Raw genomic sequence first — 19,242 nt, 5'->3', positions numbered from 1 at the left:
AAATAATCCCTTGATGGGGTTTTGCGCAAATCCGCTTATACCAAGTTTTTCTTAAGAATGCGATAAACAGCGGAATGGGCGGCGCGATGTCAGCCCATCTTTGGATGAACCCCTTGATTTCTCAAGGGGGTTTTCTCTTTGTGTTCGATAAAATAAATAGAAAATTGTTGGCGCCAACAATCATCATTTTCGTTCAGAAGGCTTCATCTACAACCGGCAGTGTAGAGGAAGCGGTTCAAGGCCACTATGCTCAACCCTTGATAAGGAAGGGGTTTCTCTTTAAGTAAATTGGCCATATGCGGCCAAACCATATTTCAAAATTTGAGCCTGAATCCTCATTCATATAGAATTTATCCCATTTTCGTTAGATACGGAACATAATTCACGCCAGTAAGCATTTCCCGCCACAATCGGTCATTAGATTCCCATATTTCTTTTTCCGGAAGCTCGACCGCGCATACTCTTTTTAATGGCCAATTTTGTTCAACGATTCCGTTTACATTGGAATGATTGATAAGCAAAACACTGAAATCGTTTTGGACCAAACCTGACAATACAGATTCAAGCTCCTGAGCTTCTTTAAACGTTCCGCTGGTTCTGACAAAAAGGATTCGGTTGGCTGTCGCCATTTTATCTAAAAATCTGTTAATTCTTCTATTGAATTTCTCTTTTACTTCTGGATAAGTTACAATTTCATCCATTGTATTTTTGTCTGCTTTAAAATCATGGGCAGAGTCGATGGAATAATAATCATCTGTTAATGAGATGTAGCGTTCTTTATTATAGACTCCAGTCGAGTAGCCTGTTACTCTGAGGTTTATGGGTTCCATAAAATGAGAAAAACGATTTTTTAAAAGGCGGTTAAGGTCTGTCAGATAACGGGTTCCGACCCAATCTAAAGGTCCGGCATAAGGCCTTAAATTATTTTTTGTAAGTTGAAGAGCTGTTAAACAAAGGTGCCCTAATCCGAATATAGCATCATAGTCTCCTTTGATTTGGTGTAAATTCATATATCAACACTCCTCTTTGGTGTGAAATATTCCTTTCAGTCTGCTCATTTATCATATGTTGCTAGGTGAGCTTGAGAAACGACTGCTGTCTGTCCCGGTTGATGAAATAGGAAAAATAATGAAAAGACCCGTAATGAAGTCTGCTTATTAAGGGCTAATAGACATTCTCATTTTTGGAATTCGGGGCGCTCAGAGCGGCTTTCTCGATCAGATCTTTTATGTTACAGTTTCATGCTTTAAACTTGACAAAAAAAATTATTTATGCTAAAATTTACTAATTATATATTTTGTTATAGAATAAGATTCTCCTGGCCGGGGGAATCTTATTTTTTTGCTCTATGAGGAGTGTTTTACATTGAAAAAAGATGAGTCCAGTTTAACTTCATTAATATCGTCTTTTGGCAGAGCTTATCATAGCCAATTCGATGAACCTAAAATCTTTGATGACCATATAGCCAAAGATTTCATTTCACAGCATGAGTTTCATGACATCAAAGAGAATATGATTCAAGGCATACAGTTCTTCAACAAAGATATCGCGGAAAAATTCAAGGGGGATAAAGAAGAAATATTAAAATGGATTACACAGATTCAACTTTCTCCAACCCCTTTGGCGCGTGCTGCTTACCTGGAAAAAGTATTGCATCATGAAATTCAATTGGGGGTTAAACAATATGTTATTCTTGGAGCCGGTCTGGATACATTTTGTTTTCGGCATCCGGAATTGAAGAACATCTTGGATATATTTGAAATTGACCATCCTGCGACACAGGAATTTAAAAAGAAAAGGCTGGCTGAAGCTCATTTTGAAATCCCGAGTCATCTTCATTTGATTTCCAAGGATTTCACCAACCATTTTTCTTATCAAGATTTAATAGATAAAGGGTTTCATTGCAGCAAAAAAACATTCTTTAGTCTTTTAGGCGTTTCTTATTATTTAACGAAAGAAGAAAATGCAAGATTGATGCAGCATGTAATGGATGACGTTCCTTCAGGAAGCGCGATCGTTTTTGATTATGCAGACGAAAACCTGTTTAAAGAAAAAGGGATCTCCAATAGGGTAGAAAACATGGTGAAAATGGCAGCAGCAAGCGGAGAACCAATGAAATCGTGCTATTCTTATCATGAAATGGAGAAAATGCTGGAAAAATCCGGTTTGCTGATTGTCGAACATTTATCACCGGCTGAAATTCATGAACTTTATTTTAAAGATCGAAATGATTATCTAGCAGCCTTTGAAACCATTCACTACATTCATGCCATTAAAAAATAATGCCTTAAAGAGGAAGGGCGGCCTTTCTCTTTGCATATCATTTTAAAAAGGAAAAACGCCCGGAACCGGGCGTTTTTCCTTTTTACTTAAGCTGCTTGATCTTCTTTCTTTTTCTCTTGGGGGAGTACTAGCTGTTTAGGAGGGCATTTGCGCTGTGTCAGTTCAGACACAACGAAGATCGTCATAAATGCTGTGACTGCAGCCAGTGTCCGGAATGGAAAGAGGACGACACCGTCTTCCATCATCGGATACGGCAGAAATGGAGGAATGCCGAAAGCAGGTTCCCCGCCGCCGAGCCTCAGAATGACTGCAACTGCAAATCCAGCAATTGACCCGTATAAGTTTGCTCTTTTATAAAAGAGGGCCATTGTTAACTGGGGAAATAAAATACAATAGACTAAATCTGAAGCCAAATACCACAATGTATAAACGCTTTTTACATTTAGCGCAATGATGGCTGCTCCTGCCCCGAACAAAATGATTGATCGTTTGACGACTTTTTGCAGCTGTTTTTGGGTGGCTTTTGGCTTGATCAGCGGACGGTAAATATTCCATGCGGCCATTGAAGATGCCGACAAAATGGACGAGTCCATGCTTGACATGACGGCTGCCGCGATTGCACCCAAACCGATCCCTGCAATGATTCCCGGTGTTAAATAAGCAAGCGCCTGCGGCAAAATCATCGCCGGGTTTTCTGGAGCGGTCGTCCCGAATAGGCTCCAATCTGCACTGTTTGCGGCAGCTCCGATGATCACGCACGGAATGGCTGCGATGATGCAGATGCCGCCGGCAATAACCGACTGCCACATGGCAGCGTTTTCTGATTTTGCTGAAAGGACACGCTGAAAGTAAACCTGCCATGCAATACCTCCGAAAATTAAGAGGAGCGCATTATCCCACCAGTTCCAAAAGAGGTTTCCCCATTCCGGGTTTTTCCAGCCGTCCAAAGGCGGAAACAGATTGGCGCTGCTGCCGAAATCGTGCCTGTAATTGGCCCATACAACATCCAATGAACCGACATTTGATAAGACGAATGGAACCACTAAAATGAGTCCGAGTAAAATGATGATCATTTGAAATACATCTGTGAAGGCGACTGCCCACATTCCTCCGGCAACCGTATAGGCGATGGCGATCATTGCCGAGAGAATAATCGAAGTCTGGAAATCGATATTCAGAATCATTCCGAATGTCGTGCCTAACGCTGTTAAAATCGCGGCACTCCAAAACAATTCTCCTAACAGCGCCGGTATATATAAAACCCCTGCCATCCGCTTACCGAAGCGCTGTTCGAGAGGATCGATAATGGTCATAAATTCATAGCGGCGCATCTTTCTCGCGAAGAAAATACCGCCGATGATCAGGCTTAAAGCGTAGCCCCATGGTGCTTGAGCCCAGACAATGCCATTGCTGTAGGCTGATTCAGCGGTTCCGTTTATATAGCCGCCGCCGACCCATGTTGCCGCCATTGTCACCATTCCGATGAAAAATGGCATGCTTCTTTTGGCAACGACCATATCGGAAAACGAATTTGATTTCTTTGCTGCGTAAAAAGCGCCCAAATAATAAGTGAAAGCAAAGAAAATCATCATTGAAATAAAGCCGCCCCAATGAATATCGGCATTGGAAAAGCCGATATATGCCAGGATGCCTCCCACAAACAGTGCGAATATCCCTAATTTAACCAAGTTTTTTTTCTTATCAGTATAATTCATGTATGCACATCGCCTCCGAAATTTTTTGAATTTTCTTTAAATTAAAATTTGAAAAAGGTTTTGCGCCACTCTGGGAAGTATAGAAAAATGAGCACACTTCAGAGCGGATAAAACCTTTTTATTTCTTATTTTCAATTGGAATAAACTCAAAAATCTCTCCGGATTGGACAGACTTGGCGAGTCTCAGCAACCAGTCATAGTATGGCTTTGAATGTTCGAGCTGGTCATAAAGAGTTCTCGCTTCTTCTTTTAAGCTTTGATCTACAGCATCGTTTTCGATGATGTCCTCCAGCGCTATTTGAGCGTCTTGAATGGCTATGAGATTGACTTTTACTTCTCTTTCCCATTTTTGCGGGAAAAAGCTTGTGAAAAACTTGAAGAAATCTTTCTCAGCAACAAAGCTGTGTTTTCTTCTTCCTCTATGAAATGTCTTTTTGACGACATTTAAGTCCTGAAGCTTTTTCACGCTCGTGCTCATGCTGGGCTTGCTCATCTGCAGCTCTTCCCGCATTTCGTCCAGCGTCATTTCATCTGAAAGGTACATTGTTCCGTACAGAATACCCGCACTTCGGGTGATCCCATACAGATCCATTGTTTCTGCAATCGAATCAATGACTAAATCTTTTGCTTGAGCGATCGCTTCTTTTGCAGAAAGATTACGGGTCTCGTCCATAACTTGCCTCCTTTCAAAGGAGCGGAACATCAGCAATATCGATCAATTCCCCAGTTTTCAGGATTTGATCTGAAATCCGCGTTAAGTTTGTTAAGTTATTTCTGTATGTTCTTTATGTTAACGAAAGAAATTTAAATGTCAAAATCAAATTTTTTTAAAAAACAGGCTCAGCCCATGTGAGCAGTGCGTTCACATAAAATTCAAAAAAAATAATCAGCCGGATTTCCTTTGACATGGAAAAATGCGCATGATAAATTCAAAGTGTTCAAAACGTTAAATTTTTATTTAACAAACTTTGCGTAATGAGGAGGCTGCTTTTTATGAGTCAAACATTTTTCATTGACGGAAAATGGGTGAGCGCCGAAAAAGGCGAGACTCGCAAGATTATCAATCCTTATAATCAAGAACACATTGAAACCGTCAGTGAAGGAGACAGAGAAGACGCTGTTAAGGCGATTGCTGCTGCACGCCGCGCATTTGACGACGGCGAGTGGGCGAATACACCAGGACTTGAACGCGGCAACATTGTATTAAAGATCGCAGAGCTGATCAGACGCGATCATGAAGAACTGGCAGAACTGGAATCGCTTGATACTGGCAAAACGGTTGAAGAAAGCAGAGCCGATATGGATGATATCGCAAACGTGTTTCAGTATTATGCAGGGCTTGCTGATAAAGATGGCGGTGAAGTGATTTCTTCACCGATTCCGGATTCAAAAAGCGAAATCGTCAGAGAGCCTGTCGGAGTCTGCGGGCAAATCACACCTTGGAACTATCCGCTCCTGCAAGCAAGCTGGAAAATAGCTCCCGCTTTAGCAGCAGGTAATACAATCGTTGTAAAGCCAAGTGAAATTACACCGCTTACAACGATTAAAATCTTCAAACTGATGGAAGAAGCGGGCGTGCCAAAAGGTGTTGCCAACCTTGTGCTCGGATCTGGAGCTACAGTAGGTGATGAGCTTGCCAGAAATACAGATGTCGATTTGATTTCTTTCACCGGCGGAATTGAAACCGGAAAGAAAATCATGCAGGCGGCAAGTACGAATGTCAAAAAAATCGCCCTTGAGCTTGGCGGCAAAAATCCGAATATTGTGTTTAAAGACGCCGATTTTGATGTAGCGGTTGATCAGGCGCTGAACGCGGTGTTCTTCCACGCCGGTCAAGTTTGTTCTGCGGGGGCCCGCCTGCTTGTTGAAGAATCCATCCATGATGAATTCTTGGCAGAGCTTGTGAAACGGGCGAAAAATATCAAGCTTGGCAATGGGTTCCACGAAGATACGCAGAGCGGTCCGCTCATTTCCGCTGAACACCGAAGCAAAGTCGAAAAATATGTGGAAATCGGTCTGGAAGAGGGCGCAAAACTTGAAACAGGCGGAAAGCGTCCGGAAGATCCGGAGCTGGCAAACGGTTTCTTCTACCTGCCGACAATCTTCTCAGGATGTACATCTGATATGAGAATCGTGCAAGAAGAAGTATTTGGGCCTGTCCTAACTGTAGAAACATTCAGCACAGAAGAAGAGGCTGCCGCGCTTGCGAACGACACGATCTATGGCCTTGCCGGCGCTGTTTGGTCAAAAGACATCGAAAAAGCGGAACGCGTCGCTGCCAAACTGCGGATGGGAACAGTTTGGATCAATGACTTCCACCCTTATTTCGCTCAGGCGCCATGGGGCGGATATAAGCAATCCGGCATCGGCCGCGAGCTTGGCCGCATGGGTCTTGAAGAATACTCGGAAGTAAAGCATGTCTACCGCAATACAAAACCAGCAGCCGTCAATTGGTTTAAAGCATAAGAAGGAGGAGAAATTGATGACTTTAAATATGAAAGTAGAAGCAATGAACAAATTCCACACGTTTGAAATCCCAACTGTCATTAAGCACGGCATCGGAGCCGTTAAACATGTGGGAGATGAAGTGAAAAATCTTGGCGTCACAAAAGCGCTGCTTGTCACAGACCCTGGCATCTACAAAGCGGGTGTGACAAATCCTGTCGTTGAATCTTTACAGGAAGCTGGCGTTGAAGTTGTCGTCTTTAATAAAGTAGAACCGAACCCGCCTGTACGTCTTGTAGCTGAAGGCTCAAAGCTTTTTGCAGAAGAAAACTGCAACGGACTTGTAGCAGTCGGCGGCGGAAGCTCAATGGATACGGCGAAAGCGATCGGAGTTGAAGCGACTCACGAAGGCTCAGTCCTTGATTATGAAGCGGCAGAAGGAAAAAAACAGCTTGAAAACCGGATTCCTCCGCTTACAACCATTCCGACGACTGCCGGAACTGGTTCAGAAGTGACCCAATGGGCGGTTATCACAGATGAAGAGCGCGAATTTAAATTCAATACAGGCGGCCCGCTGATCGCTGCTCACCTGACAGTCATCGATCCTGAATTGCATGTATCAATGCCTCCGCATGTAACAGCGATGACAGGTGTGGACGCATTGGCTCACGCAATCGAATGCTACACAATGAAATTTGCTCAGCCGATCACTGACGCTGTAGCGTTGCTTGCGATTGAATACGGTGCACATTATATCCGCAGAGCGTTTGCTGACGGAGAAGATCTTGAAGCAAGATATGGAATGGCTCAAGCTGCCATGCTTGCAGGTCTTTCTTACGGAAGTGAATCAGCAGGTGCGGCTCATGCGATGAGTCAGACACTCGGCGGAATCATCCCTGTTGCACACGGCCAATGTGTTGCGGCAATGATGGGCCCTGTTATGGAATACAACTGGAAAGGCTACCCTGAAAAATTCGCGCGGATTGCAAAAGCATTCGGCATCGACACAAGCGGCATGTCAACAGTAGAAGCGGCTAAAGCTTCAGTAAACTGGATGTATCAGCTTGTGGAAGATTTAGAGATTCCTAGCCTTGAAGAACAAGGTGTATCGTCTGACATGGTTGAGCGCCTCTCAAAAGAAGCGATGAAAGATCCGCAAACAGTCGGAAATCCAAGAGACCTGAACGAAAAAGCGTACAATTGGATTTACAACCGCTGCTTTGGCTTGACGCCGAAAACTGTATAAGAAAAAATGATTTGGCCCGCTGTGTTCCTCGCACAGCGGGTTTTCTTAATTTGAGAAAAAAAGGGAAGCGTTGTAAAATAAATCACATATTTCATAAAGGGGATGGACTGAATGTGGAAAAAATGGACTGCTGCAGCGGAGAATGTATACATAGCGGAAACACAATCATTTGTGACCGACAAGAAGGAGAAAATTTCAATCGATTACGGAGGAATTCCGGGCGATCTGCATTTTGGCCTGACAAAGAAAGCGGGAGCCCGGGAACCGATGTATAAAAGGGGAACGGAAATTTTCAACAGGAGGCAGATTTCGATTGTCTCAGTCGAAGAATGCCTGGCGGTTGCCGAAAAGCTCAATGTTCCCGCCGTTCTTCCCGAATGGCTCGGAGCCAATATCGCATTGAGCGGCCTGCCTCATCTGTCATCGCTGAGGGAAGGAAGCCGATTGATTTTTCCGAGCGGTGCCGCTCTTTTATGCGAAGGCGAGAATGAACCGTGCATCCAGCCCGGTGAGGTCATTCAGGAACAATTTCCGGACAAGCCGAAGCTTGCGTCCCGCTTTGTCCGTCATGCCATGGGGAGAAGAGGCATCGTCTGTGTCGTCGAACGGCCGGGTCTCATTAATCAAGGCGATCAAGCCGAAGTTTGGTCATACTCACCTAACGCCGTGAGAGATGCCAGATCGTTTGCATAATCGGATGGGAGACCCGGGAAACGGGTCTCCGGCATTCCATTATGATATTTTCTGTTTAATGTCTTGAATCTGTTGGATATGTCTTTTTTCATGATGGCCGATAAAATCGATCCACTGTCTGACCGTCAACTCTTTAAAGATTGGATGAGGCAGGACTCTCTGAAAATCCTCCTCTTGAAATGCGGCGATGACCGAGGTCAGCTGTTGTCTGACATTGTCCAGTTCAGCCTTAATGGTTAATACATCCGTACTTTTCCTTTCCGGCTCTATAAAAGGGGGCGCTTTTCGTTTTGTACTCCTGTCTTCCGAGGCTTTGACCGGTTTTTCTTCTATTGTTTTAATCGGTGCGTGCTGGATTTGTTCTTTAAACATCTGAGCCGCCATCAAATCGATTTTTTTCAAATGGTCAAGCACTTCTTGAATGCTCCATTCGTTTTCTGCCGGCCTTTTATTGATATCGTTATCCGGCAGGCCTTGAATCTCGTTCCAAAGTTCTTTTCTCGCCTCATTAAAAATGCTCATGAATATCCCCTCCTGTTTTAACTTTACCATAATGAATCCTGGAAAAATAACCAAAAAGCGTTCGGTTTTTATATCATATTCAGATATGCTTAAGAAAAAATCAATAAGAGAAGGGTCTTTTTTGAATTCGAGACTGCATCCATATGCGGCTCTGGTGATCGGCGTTTTCGCTGTGTCTTCCTCTGCCATATTTGTCAGGCTGTCAACAGCTGAAGCTGGAATTCTTGCTTTTTTATCGGCTGTTTTTTCAGCTTTGCTGATTTTCCCTTTCTTTTGGGGGAAACGAGAAGAGGTTTTGCAGTTTTCCGAAAAGGACTGGCTGTTTTCTTCGCAACAGGATTCTTTTTAGCATTTCATTTCATTTTATTTTATGGGTTTCAATCACTTGAATACACATCGGTAGCGAGTTCAGTTGTTCTCGTCACACTGCAGCCGATCTTTCCGTTTATCGGCACTTATTTTTTGTTTAAAGAAAAAGTATCATTAGCTGGTGTGTTCAGTGCGCTCGGGGACTTTAAAGTCAGCGGGCAGGCGCTCTACGGTGATATTCTCGCTTTAGTAAAAGTTTATTTGTTTGGCCAGCACGTCAGAAAACGCCACAGTCTGTCTGTTTATACGTTCATCGTATATGGAATCAGCGCCGCTGTTTTTGGTGTACTGCCTGTTTGGGCGAGCCGGCTTTTTTTCGCACCCGCCTGCTGCTTGGGGTTCTTGCCGTCATCCCGATTTTGCTCGGCCATTCTCTGTTTAACTGGGTGTTAAAGTGGCTGAACACAAATATGGTCTCGGTGGCGATTTTATTTGAACAGGCCGGTGCGATTGTCCTGGCGTACTGGATTTTAAATGAAACTGAATGATGACGCAAATCATCGGAGGACCGTCATTTTTGCGGGCATTATATGTTTCATGATTCGCAAAGCATGCCCCGAAAAATCGCGGTCCCGCATAACGGCGGGACGAAAAGAACGATCTGAAGGCCGTTTTATCCGGTCAGAATATCTTCGCTTGAATACCGGATGTTCTCCTGCTCGGGCCTGGCCAGTGAAAACGCCAATGTCAAAGGCCCGAGCTTCCCTAAAAACATAATAAAGATCATGATCACCTTTCCAAGAGGCGACAAGTCAGCCGTTATGCCCATCGACAGCCCCGCCGTGCCAAAGGCGGAAACGACCTCAAACAATATATCCAAAAAGGGTTTGGGTTCTGTCATATTTAAAATGAAAACGGCTGTTAAAATCAATAGCACGCTGATGGTCGAAATCGCGAGGGAACGAATGATCAATTTGTCTTTCAGCGTTTTTCTCGCGATTGATATATGTTTTTTTCCTTTTAAAAAAGTGATCACTGAGAGGAGAATGACCAGAAATGTCGTCAGCTTGATCCCTCCTCCGGTTGAAGCGCTTCCCGCTCCGACAAACATAAGCAGCAGCATCAGCGTGATCGTGCTTTCACGCAAACTCCCAATGTCTAACGTGTTAAATCCGGCAGTTCTTGGCGTAACGGCCTGAAAATAGGCTCCCCAAAGTTTTTCATTTAACGGCAGCGGCCCCAGCGTATTTTGGTATTCAAGCAGAAAGATCATGATCATGGCTGATATATTGATGATAAAAGTTCCGTATATCATTAATTTTGAATGAAGGCTTAAATTTTTCAAACTTCGTTTATGCCATAAATCAGATAATACGGTAAAGCCTATTCCTCCGATGATAAATAAAGATGTGATGACAATATTGACAAGCGGATCGCCTTCATACCGCATCAAACTGTCCGGCCAAACGGAAAATCCGGCGTTGTTAAAAGCGGATACCGAGTGAAAAAGGCTGTAGTATACGCCATGTTTCCATCCGTATTCAGGAACCCATCTAAACGCTAACACCACCATCGCCATCATTTCGATAATAAATGAGTAAATAAATAAATTTCGGATTAATTGAATGATTCCGCCGAGTGAAGTCTGATTGAGGGACTGCTGAATCAGCAGCCGTTCCTTAAGACCGATTTTTTTCCCCAGCATGATAAAAATGAGCACTGCAAACGACATAATCCCCAGGCCGCCGATCTGGATCAGAATGAGAATGATGGCCTGGCCGAACACCGTATAATCCGCGGCGGTATCAACGACGACTAAACCGGTTACGGTCATGGCTGATGTCGCGGTAAAAAGCGTGTCAATCCAATTCACGCTCTCAGGTGTTGCGAAAGGCAGCTTCAATAAAAGGGTTCCTAACAATATAAAAAATAAGAAAACCAATACAAGCAATTGAGAAGGGCTCAGTTGAATCTGTTTGAATTTCATGTTTAATCACCCTTTTTTTCAAAGGCTTCAATATCTTTATTTTGCCCAATCACAATTAAAACGTCTTTTTCATAAATGATGTCATCTGCACTGGGGGCAATGATAAAATGGCCCTGCCGTTTGATTGCCACGATATTGCACCCGAAATTTGCACGCACATCAACATCTCCTAAACTTCTGCCATCCAGTTTTTTCGTGGCAATAATTTCGACGATGCTGTAGTTTGGCGAAAGCTCAACGAAATCGATCATCTTTTCAGAAGTAATATGGCTTGCAATTCGCCTTGCCATATCTTTTTCAGGATGAATGATCCGATTGACGCCAATTTTATGAAGGACTTTTTGGTGGTAATCATTCTGTGCTTTTGACCATACTTGTGGAACGCCCATTTCAATCAGCAAAAGCGAAGTTAAAATACTAGCCTCGATGTCGTCTCCAAATGAAACGAACGCGTGGTCAATGTTTCGAATGCCGATTTGCTTTAATGTGTTTTCATCAACTGCATTGGCGCAAACGGTATAGGTGGCATAGGCCGAATATTCATTTACTTTCTCTTCAGATTTATCGATGCCGATGACTTCTGTTCCTTTTTCATGGAATGCTTTGACAAGGCTGCCGCCGAACTGGCCGAGTCCGAAAACGGCATAAGATTTCTGCATGCTGCTCACCCTTTAGGCTGTTTTTCTTTTAGTGTTTACGTTTTTTTGCGAAAAACACGCCGCAGGGTGCTTCGGTTTTGGGGCAGGGTAAAAAGAAGATCTTGATCGATGAGGGGAGGATCTTTCTAAAGCAGTAACGGAGGCTGGGACCGCTGCTGTTTTTGGGTGTCAGCTAAGCGAGCCTCCTGTTTCGCGGATGTCTGTTTCATGATTGGCAGCCGTTAATGCGGCAATGCGCAATCCTTTTACGATTGTTTCCAAACTGAGGCTTGGCTCTTTTTTATCGACCGTTTGCTCAGGCAGAAAAGGAATGTGGATGAATCCTCCCCGCATGCTTGATGAAGAACGGTCTATGTAGTGCATTAACCGATAAAATAAATGATTGCACACGAAGGTTCCGGCTGAGTTGGAGACAGATGCCGGAATGCCGCTCTCCTTCATGTTTTTAACGATACGCTTTATCGGAAGAGCTGACCAGTAAGCGGCTGGCCCGTCTGCCGCAATTTGTTCATCAATCGGCTCTTGGCCGTCATTATCGGGAATGCGGGCATCATCGATATTAATTGCTATGCGTTCCGGTGTCATATGGGGCCGCCCGCCTGCTTGTCCCACGCAAATGACAATATCAGGACAATGTTTATCGATCGCTTTTTCCAAAATGTCTGCTGATTGATGAAAAACGGTCGGAATCTGCTCGGCGGCGATTAAAATGTCTTCAACTCTCTCTCCGTTAAGCCGTTTAACAGCTTCCCAAGACGGATTGACGGATTCTCCGCCAAAAGGATCAAAGCCTGTGAGGAGCACTTTCTTTTTCATATCACTCACTCCTGAAAATACGTTTTTTATGACATGGATGAAAATACCCATCCAGCCATCTGCTGAATGGGTATTTTGATTGGTGACATGTATCAGGCGCCAGATCCGCGGGATGCCAGCTGCACCTGCTCACTGTTAGAAGCCGCTTCTGCTCCATGATCTGCTAAAGAATAGGTGAATACTGCTCCTAAAACAAAAGCTGCCAATAAAAGCTTTTTCATTCTATTCTCCTCCTCTTCCGGCGAGTTTGCTCGCCTTATCTGTTTTAATGTAAAAATAGATGGCTTCATCATATAACTTCTTCTCCCGGTAATAATTCGCCACGTCCATCAGCAATTCCTCCAGGTCTACCCAAGCTTTTTTATTTTCTAACTGGTGAACAAAGTCCTTAATTATTTCCATTTTATTCTGAAGGTTTGAATGTAATGTATATAAAATATTGAATTTCAAAACGAAAATTTCACTGTTCATTTCTTGAGCTTTTTTAAAGCCCACATCGATCCATTTAAAAGCTTGATCGTATGCATTGGTTTTCAGGAGAGATCTGACGTTTTCATAAACGCACAGAAGGTAAGCATACTTGGTTTTCGTTTCAAAATCTTTGATGGCAAAAGCTTTTCTGTAATACTTTAGCGCTTCTTCGTGCTTGTCTTCTTTGCTTTTCAAAAAGCCCATATTGTAATAAGTGCAAGGCAAAAGAAACTGGTCGCCGATTTTTTCGGTTTTTTCGATCGCTTCCATTAATAAAGCTTCACTTTCTGAAAACTTAAATTGGTCAATATAATTAAGTCCTATCAACATTTTGCAGTTGATGACTCTTTTGGCATACCCGCCATACCCTTGGAAGATGCCGGACGCAATATGAATGTGATGAATCGACAGCCATGTCGCTTTTAAATTATAGTACAGCACCCCGATTTTATAATGAAATTCAGCTTTCTCAATTTCATTTTGAATCGCTCCAAGCCTTTTTTCTGCTATTCTGAAAAAATTAAGCGCTTCTGTGTGGTTTTGCTTATAGTCTTCATAGATTCCTTTGAACAGATAAAAATAATAATTCAGCTTGTCATCTGTGCTTTTCGGGTCTTTGTCATGAAAACTGATCGCTTCCAATTTCTCGGTGGAAGTTTGGGAGATATCCTCAAGAAGGAGCCTTAAGCGAAAATCCAGCATTTGATAGTAGAGAAGGACGTCCTGATCTTCTTCCATTTCCTCAATGGCTTTATCTATGTCATCTTTCATTTCAATCGAACCTGAAATGTCTCGTTTTTTCATCCGTATGTACCAGTCGTTCAGCATGTTGGCGACTTCCTGCGAAGCCACTGCTTTGGCCATTCTCTTCCCTCCAATCTTTTGTGAATTTTTTGTAAATTGAAGTTCTATTAATCATAGCATAAACTGACGCCGTCTGTGAATAACGCTGAAATCCAAGTTTGTTCATCTTCTTGTGCCAAAAATTTATTTTTGAATAGGCCCGATTTTAAATTGTCATTTTCCAAAAAAAGTGCGCGAAAAAAGCAAAAACCACGCCGAGCGGAATACAGGAGATCATTGCGGTTCCGTTGACTAGTCCGTCAGCTCCGCTTATTTTCAGGGCTTCCCGATAGCCTATTAAAAAATGAATGATGGATAGGATATAACATAAGAGCATCATATAATAAGGATTCACTTTCATACCTCCCAACTCGCTTTACTATATTACATTCAATAGAAGCAAACATTATGCCTCTTTTTAAAGTGCCAAAAGGACAGAATATTATAGATGAAAAAAACTTCTATTACAATACATGTTTTTTTAAAAAATTCCATTATAATCAAAAGGAAAGATAAATTTAGGGGGGATATCCAATGAAAAAGAGGCTGGTGTCGCTGCTGGTCTGCGTCCTGTTTTTAGCACCTGCAGCAGAAGCTTTTGCCGCGCCGAAACAGGCTGAGCTTAATGAGTATCTTGAAGAAATAGGAATAACAGAAAAAGAAATGGAAGCCTATTTACAAGATACATATGATGAAAGTTTGAGAGATTTTGATTCAGTAGAAGAGTTAAGAGACTTTTTGGGAGAAAGGCTGACCGAAAAGCTTTTGGCATCATATTTAAAAGAATACGGATTAAGTGAAAAAGAAGCGGTTGATCTTTTCGTTGAAAATGGCTATATGGAAAGCGGCCAAAACATTCTCGACGTATTTGTGTTTGAGTATGAATTGGACGATGCTCTATTTATGGTGACATATGAAGAAGATGATCTGGAGATCGGAAATTTATTTCAAGAACTGGGGGTAGATGACCAAGAGTGGGAGAAGCTCGTCGATCACCTCCGCAATGTGCGGGACAAAAATCCAAACCTTGAAAATGATCTGATGGCGCTTGGAGAGCGGCTTGAAGCGGTCGCTGCTTTCGAGTCGGTGTCAGAGCTGTCGGCTCAAGACATCGCTGAAATGCTTTCAGTTTTGAATGACGTTCAGAAGACGCTTGAAGTGAAGACAAAATATTACCTCGTCAAAGACGGAAAGAAAAAAGCGGTGACTTTGACGACGCTGGTCAGTGCGGACGATCTGAAGGGAGCAAGCCTCCTTGTGGAAGTTTATGACTTGCAAGGCCATTTCATTTTGGATGTTTTGCTGACACCTGAAATGATTGGATCGGATTTAATACATGATACAGGGGCAAAAGTGAAGCAAACTAAAACTGCTGTCAAACATGAAACAAAAACATCTCACGTGAAAAAGACGGTTAAAGGTGCAAAGCTGCCAAAAACGGCCGGACACTATGCGGAATGGTCACTTCTTGGTGTTGTTCTGATGCTAGGCGGATTTTTCTTGATCAGAAGGCTTCGCAAAGCGGCTTAAATGTAACTTCCCATTCTCATCTTGTTTAGAATGGGCGTTTTTTGTAAGGAGTGAAACGACATTAAGACATTGCGAAAAAAGGTCATTTGGCTTTTCGCCATTGTTATGGTAGCTGCTGGATTATATTTTATAACAACGAATGTGTTTAAGCTTTTACATGGCTACGTCCTTTTTTCATTTCAGCAGGTGAAAGAAGAGAAAACAACTGAAAAACCGCCTGCTCAAACGGCGAAAAAAGAAAAGATCGCAATAGATCAAACTTTTGAAACCGGTGAAAAAATCGGCGATCTCGTGATTCCGAAAATCAATGCAAGGCTTCCGATTTATCATGGGACAGATGAAGATGAATTGCAAAAAGGTGTGGGCCATTTCGCCGGCTCCGTTTTACCTGGGGAAGAGGACAATTCGGTTTTATCAGGCCACCGCGATACGGTTTTTAGAAAGCTCGGAGAAGTGGGCAAAGGGGATCGGTTAATTGTTGAAGCTGTCTATGGAACTTTTACATACAAAGTGAAAAAGGTTCGAATCGTAGATGCGGATGACCGGACGGTTATTGTCCCGAAGCCGAGAGCGACGTTGACCGTATCGACCTGCTATCCCTTTGATTTCATTGGGGCTGCACCGGAGCGGTATGTATTGGTGGCAGATTTAATAAAAGGATAAAAAACAGCGGAAGCCCATGTCAATCCGCTGTTTTTTATATTTATCTCATTTCCATCTGCCTGCCCAAGAGCCTTGGAGCCGTGAGCAGCAGCAGGCACAGTACGATTGTGCAAATGATGAAAGATGGAAGCATGTATGTTCCATTGTATACTAATGAATAAATCCAGACAGGTGTGCCTTGAGGCGCATAGTGTCCGAAGAAGACGGCGCCGCTGATCAGATGGGAGAGAAACTTCAGCCCGCTTCCAATAAAAACGGCAAGTGTGACATATGAAGCAAGTTTGCCCTTTTTTTTCTCGCTGGACGCTTTACGGATCGGAACGGCAAATGCCCCGCCGATTCCAGCGGCCGTGGGCGCGATAAAATAATCAAGGAGAAACTGCAGGGGATGAGCAATGTAAAGCCCCCCGCTTACAAACTGGAGCAATCCGGCTAAAAATCCGGTTGTCAGCCCCGCCTTCAACCCCCATCTAAAGGAGATCAAAAAGATCGGAATCATCATGACGGCAATTGAACCGCCTTGGGGCATTTTTAAGAACATTCCGGACACCATATCCAATATGATGGCAATTCCGGTCATGATCGCAATTTCAATAAGACGTACAAGTTGTTTTGATTGATTCATGATTACCCTCACTTTTGATGAACAAAGGGATACTGGACTTCTTTCCCAATAAAAAAAGCAATGCGGGGAAGGAGTAGGAAAGTTTTCCACGCACTGCTTTGGATGCAAGTTAGAATGACTTTGCCACATCCCTACGCCAGCGTTAACTAACAGGTTCAAAGGGTCAGAACGGTTCGTTCACTCTCAGCCTGAAGGCTCCCCTTGTGGTCATCAGTTATTTAGTTATATTCTACTATACTAAAAAACGAAACGGACGACAAGCTTCATTTTCAAAAAAAATTGCTTAATTTCTCCAATATGTAGCAATGCTATCGGCTTTTCCTTTATAATAGAACTTATTCGTACGTACAAGATGCAGTAAAGGGTTGATCTGATGAGTGAGCATACAAAATACAGCATGGTCAAAAATCAAATTAAGTCATGGATATACGAGGGAAAGGTTAAGCCTGGAGAAAAAATTCATTCTGAAAATGAATTGATGAAAATATTCGATGTCAGCAGGCATACAATTCGGCAGGCCATCGGCGACCTGGTCCATGAAGGCCTTCTTTACAGAGAGCAGGGGTCAGGGACGTATTGTTCGCACCGTCTTCAGCTTTCGGAAAAAGGAAGGGAAAGAAATAAAATGATCGGAGTCATCACGACATATCTGTCCGACTACATCTTTCCTTCTATTATAAGGGGAATTGAATCTTCGCTGTCGAGCGAAGGATATACGCTGATCGTGGCAAGTACAAATAATGATATTGAAAAAGAAAAACAGTGCCTCGTGAATATGCTTGATAAAAAAATTGACGGACTGATTGTAGAGCCGACGAAAACCGGAAGCTTTAATCCGAACTTAAACTATTATTTGACGCTCGAACAGCATCATATTCCATATTTGATGATTAATCAGTTTTATCAGGAATTAAATCCGCCGCATTTCATTTTGGATGATGAGCATGGCGGCTTTATCGCCACTGAGCATTTAATCAAGCTCGGCCATGAAAGAGTTTTTGGGTTTTTTAAACAGGATGACATGCAGGGTGTCAACAGAATGAAAGGTTTTATCCGCGCCTTTAGAGAAAACGGCTTGTCATTTTATCCGGAGATGGTCGTTACATATACGACAGAAAACAAAAAAGAAAAGACGGTATCCGAAGTAAGGAAGCGGCTGTCTTCTTCCGAACGGCCGACAGCGATTTTCTGCTACAATGACGAAGTTGCTCTTATGGTGCTTGATGTGGTGAGGGAATTTGGCTTGAAAGTACCTGAAGACATATCGATTGTCGGGTACGATGATTCACATTTAAGCCAGGCCTCTGAAGTGAAGCTGACATCAGTCACCCATCCGAAAATGCAATTGGGAATCGAAGCGGCCAAATGGATGATCGCCAAAGTAGAGGGCCGGAATGCAGACCAGCTTGAGCATTCCACTGTTTACAAACCTGAACTGATTGTCAGACAATCGACAGCCAAGTTAAAAAATAGTTGAACGATATGTGATTTTTTGGGGACAACACGTTTAAGGGTACAGGTGTGTAAAAGGAAAACGGGATCACTGTCATTGACATTCACCATGGTCATGATGGTGATCTTTTTCATTACACACCTAAAGATTTTAAAAAATGGACGATGTGCTGATCGCATACAGTGCTGCATTCATTAGAGCTTCACCCCCAGAATCAACCGAAAACATCATGCGCGGAGCAGCTGTTTTCTCTATTGTTTTATACGAAGACGGCGTTCCCTGAACAATGTGCCATTTGGTCATACCCTTTAAAAGAGGCGATGAGAGGAGACTCATGATCAATATCGTCAGCGCTTTGCTGTTTTGATTCCTCAAAGCGGAGCTTGCAGGAAGACTGCTGTTCCATTCAGCTCTCTGATGTTGCACTCTGCAAAACAGAAGTCCGAAAAGCCTATCCAATAGAAGGAAGCGGAAAAGTGGATTGAGACTCTGTTGATAAAACTTTCCCACCAGGCTGCATAAACGGCATTCGGCCAGAGTGGTGGAAAGTTAAAAGTTTGATACCAGGACGGGTGAAGTCAGATTTTGCGATTTCGTTTATCTGGATTATTATTTTTTCGAAAAAACTATTGTGCAAAATAAAAATACATGTTATATTAATATCCGTCCCTGAAAAGACGGCTTTATAAAACAGCATTTAAAATAAGATTGAAAAAAGTTGTTGACATTCACTTTACTAGAATGTTATATTAGTAAAGTCGCTTCTTTGAGAGGCGGAAATGATCTTTGAAAACTAAACAAGACAAACGTACCTGTTAATTCATTAAATAAATCGCACATGCGAATGTGCGTAGTCATTATCAAACTTCATGGAGAGTTTGATCCTGGCTCAGGACGAACGCTGGCGGCGTGCCTAATACATGCAAGTCGAGCGAACCGACGGGAGCTTGCTCCCTTAGGTTAGCGGCGGACGGGTGAGTAA

The 19,242-nt window shown here is 43.0% G+C and carries 19 protein-coding genes, 1 rRNA gene, 1 pseudogene and 1 riboswitch; of the genes and pseudogenes, 9 read left to right on the top strand and 12 right to left on the bottom strand.

Annotated features, from left to right (window positions below; all coding sequences use genetic code 11):
* Positions 1-350: 350 nt before the first annotated feature.
* The gene (locus tag BTA30_RS14900) at positions 351-1,010 is read right to left on the bottom strand and encodes a DUF1796 family putative cysteine peptidase (RefSeq protein ID WP_076762102.1); all 660 of its coding nucleotides are present in this window, start codon (positions 1,008-1,010) and stop codon (positions 351-353) included.
* Between the two features lie 355 nt (positions 1,011-1,365).
* Here BTA30_RS14900 and BTA30_RS14895 point away from each other — a divergent pair, with 355 nt between their 5' ends.
* A complete protein-coding gene (locus BTA30_RS14895; RefSeq protein WP_076762101.1) occupies positions 1,366-2,283 on the top strand; it encodes a class I SAM-dependent methyltransferase in 918 nt (305 codons plus the stop codon).
* A gap of 86 nt (positions 2,284-2,369) precedes the next feature.
* On the opposite strand, the gene BTA30_RS14890 is transcribed toward BTA30_RS14895, so the two are convergent.
* A complete protein-coding gene (locus tag BTA30_RS14890; RefSeq protein WP_076762100.1) occupies positions 2,370-3,998 on the bottom strand; it encodes a high affinity choline transporter 1 in 1,629 nt (542 codons plus the stop codon).
* A gap of 118 nt (positions 3,999-4,116) precedes the next feature.
* Positions 4,117-4,671, bottom strand: coding sequence for a choline uptake/conversion transcriptional regulator CudC (gene cudC, locus BTA30_RS14885; RefSeq protein WP_076762099.1), 555 nt, complete (start codon positions 4,669-4,671; stop codon positions 4,117-4,119).
* Positions 4,672-4,991: 320 nt separating this feature from the next.
* On the opposite strand from cudC, the gene betB reads away from it, so the two are divergent.
* From betB to BTA30_RS14870, 3 genes are all read left to right on the top strand, one after another.
* Positions 4,992-6,464, top strand: a complete 1,473-nt coding sequence (gene betB / locus BTA30_RS14880; protein ID WP_076762098.1) for a betaine-aldehyde dehydrogenase — start codon at positions 4,992-4,994, stop codon at positions 6,462-6,464.
* Between the two features lie 16 nt (positions 6,465-6,480).
* The gene (gene gbsB / locus BTA30_RS14875) at positions 6,481-7,689 is read left to right on the top strand and encodes a choline dehydrogenase (protein WP_076762097.1); all 1,209 of its coding nucleotides are present in this window, start codon (positions 6,481-6,483) and stop codon (positions 7,687-7,689) included.
* A 111-nt stretch (positions 7,690-7,800) separates the two neighbouring features.
* Positions 7,801-8,382, top strand: a complete 582-nt coding sequence (locus BTA30_RS14870) for an MOSC domain-containing protein (protein ID WP_076762096.1) — start codon at positions 7,801-7,803, stop codon at positions 8,380-8,382.
* Between the two features lie 39 nt (positions 8,383-8,421).
* On the opposite strand, the gene BTA30_RS14865 is transcribed toward BTA30_RS14870, so the two are convergent.
* On the bottom strand, positions 8,422-8,904 hold the full coding sequence (locus tag BTA30_RS14865) for a DinB family protein (RefSeq protein WP_076762095.1): 483 nt from the start codon (positions 8,902-8,904) through the stop codon (positions 8,422-8,424).
* 85 nt (positions 8,905-8,989) lie between these two features.
* Here BTA30_RS14865 and BTA30_RS24450 point away from each other — a divergent pair.
* Positions 8,990-9,813, top strand: a pseudogene (locus tag BTA30_RS24450) (DMT family transporter); the annotation flags it as partial.
* Positions 9,814-9,886: 73 nt separating this feature from the next.
* Here BTA30_RS24450 and BTA30_RS14855 read toward each other — a convergent pair.
* The 6 genes from BTA30_RS14855 to BTA30_RS14835 form a co-directional block, all read right to left on the bottom strand.
* Positions 9,887-11,200, bottom strand: a complete 1,314-nt coding sequence (locus BTA30_RS14855) for a TrkH family potassium uptake protein (protein WP_076762094.1) — start codon at positions 11,198-11,200, stop codon at positions 9,887-9,889.
* 2 nt (positions 11,201-11,202) lie between these two features.
* Positions 11,203-11,859, bottom strand: a complete 657-nt coding sequence (locus BTA30_RS14850) for a potassium channel family protein (protein ID WP_076762093.1) — start codon at positions 11,857-11,859, stop codon at positions 11,203-11,205.
* 168 nt (positions 11,860-12,027) lie between these two features.
* On the bottom strand, positions 12,028-12,675 hold the full coding sequence (pcp, locus tag BTA30_RS14845; RefSeq protein WP_076762092.1) for a pyroglutamyl-peptidase I: 648 nt from the start codon (positions 12,673-12,675) through the stop codon (positions 12,028-12,030).
* Positions 12,676-12,767: 92 nt separating this feature from the next.
* Positions 12,768-12,896 (bottom strand): hypothetical protein, encoded by a 129-nt coding sequence (locus BTA30_RS24145; protein ID WP_275667343.1) that lies wholly within the window; start codon positions 12,894-12,896, stop codon positions 12,768-12,770.
* Position 12,897: 1 nt separating this feature from the next.
* The gene (locus BTA30_RS14840) at positions 12,898-14,010 is read right to left on the bottom strand and encodes a response regulator aspartate phosphatase (protein ID WP_076762091.1); all 1,113 of its coding nucleotides are present in this window, start codon (positions 14,008-14,010) and stop codon (positions 12,898-12,900) included.
* Between the two features lie 145 nt (positions 14,011-14,155).
* Positions 14,156-14,350, bottom strand: coding sequence for a hypothetical protein (locus tag BTA30_RS14835; protein ID WP_239693682.1), 195 nt, complete (start codon positions 14,348-14,350; stop codon positions 14,156-14,158).
* Positions 14,351-14,523: 173 nt separating this feature from the next.
* Between BTA30_RS14835 and BTA30_RS14830 the strand changes: the two genes are divergently transcribed.
* Together BTA30_RS14830 and BTA30_RS14825 are read left to right on the top strand one after the other, a co-directional pair.
* Positions 14,524-15,519 (top strand): processed acidic surface protein, encoded by a 996-nt coding sequence (locus BTA30_RS14830; RefSeq protein WP_076762089.1) that lies wholly within the window; start codon positions 14,524-14,526, stop codon positions 15,517-15,519.
* Between the two features lie 105 nt (positions 15,520-15,624).
* Positions 15,625-16,182: a class D sortase, LPxTATN-specific gene (locus BTA30_RS14825; RefSeq protein WP_076762177.1), complete on the top strand. Its 558-nt coding sequence runs from the start codon at positions 15,625-15,627 to the stop codon at positions 16,180-16,182.
* Positions 16,183-16,222: 40 nt separating this feature from the next.
* Here the strand turns inward: BTA30_RS14825 and thiT are convergent, their stop codons facing one another.
* Entirely contained in the window at positions 16,223-16,807 is a 585-nt protein-coding gene (gene thiT, locus BTA30_RS14820; RefSeq protein ID WP_076762088.1) for an energy-coupled thiamine transporter ThiT, read from the bottom strand.
* Between the two features lie 111 nt (positions 16,808-16,918).
* Positions 16,919-17,019: riboswitch (TPP riboswitch) on the bottom strand.
* A 161-nt stretch (positions 17,020-17,180) separates the two neighbouring features.
* On the opposite strand from thiT, the gene BTA30_RS14815 reads away from it, so the two are divergent.
* Positions 17,181-18,284: a GntR family transcriptional regulator gene (locus tag BTA30_RS14815; RefSeq protein WP_076762087.1), complete on the top strand. Its 1,104-nt coding sequence runs from the start codon at positions 17,181-17,183 to the stop codon at positions 18,282-18,284.
* Positions 18,285-18,410: 126 nt separating this feature from the next.
* On the opposite strand, the gene BTA30_RS14810 is transcribed toward BTA30_RS14815, so the two are convergent.
* Positions 18,411-18,686, bottom strand: a complete 276-nt coding sequence (locus BTA30_RS14810) for a hypothetical protein (RefSeq protein ID WP_076762086.1) — start codon at positions 18,684-18,686, stop codon at positions 18,411-18,413.
* A 440-nt stretch (positions 18,687-19,126) separates the two neighbouring features.
* On the opposite strand from BTA30_RS14810, the gene BTA30_RS14805 reads away from it, so the two are divergent.
* Positions 19,127-19,242, top strand: a 16S ribosomal RNA gene (locus BTA30_RS14805); the annotation flags it as partial.

The organism is Bacillus swezeyi, from assembly GCF_001969815.1.
GTDB classification, from domain to species: Bacteria; Bacillota; Bacilli; order Bacillales; family Bacillaceae; genus Bacillus; species Bacillus swezeyi.
Note: the sequence above shows the minus strand (reverse complement) of the source record. Positions and strands in the feature narration are given on the sequence as shown.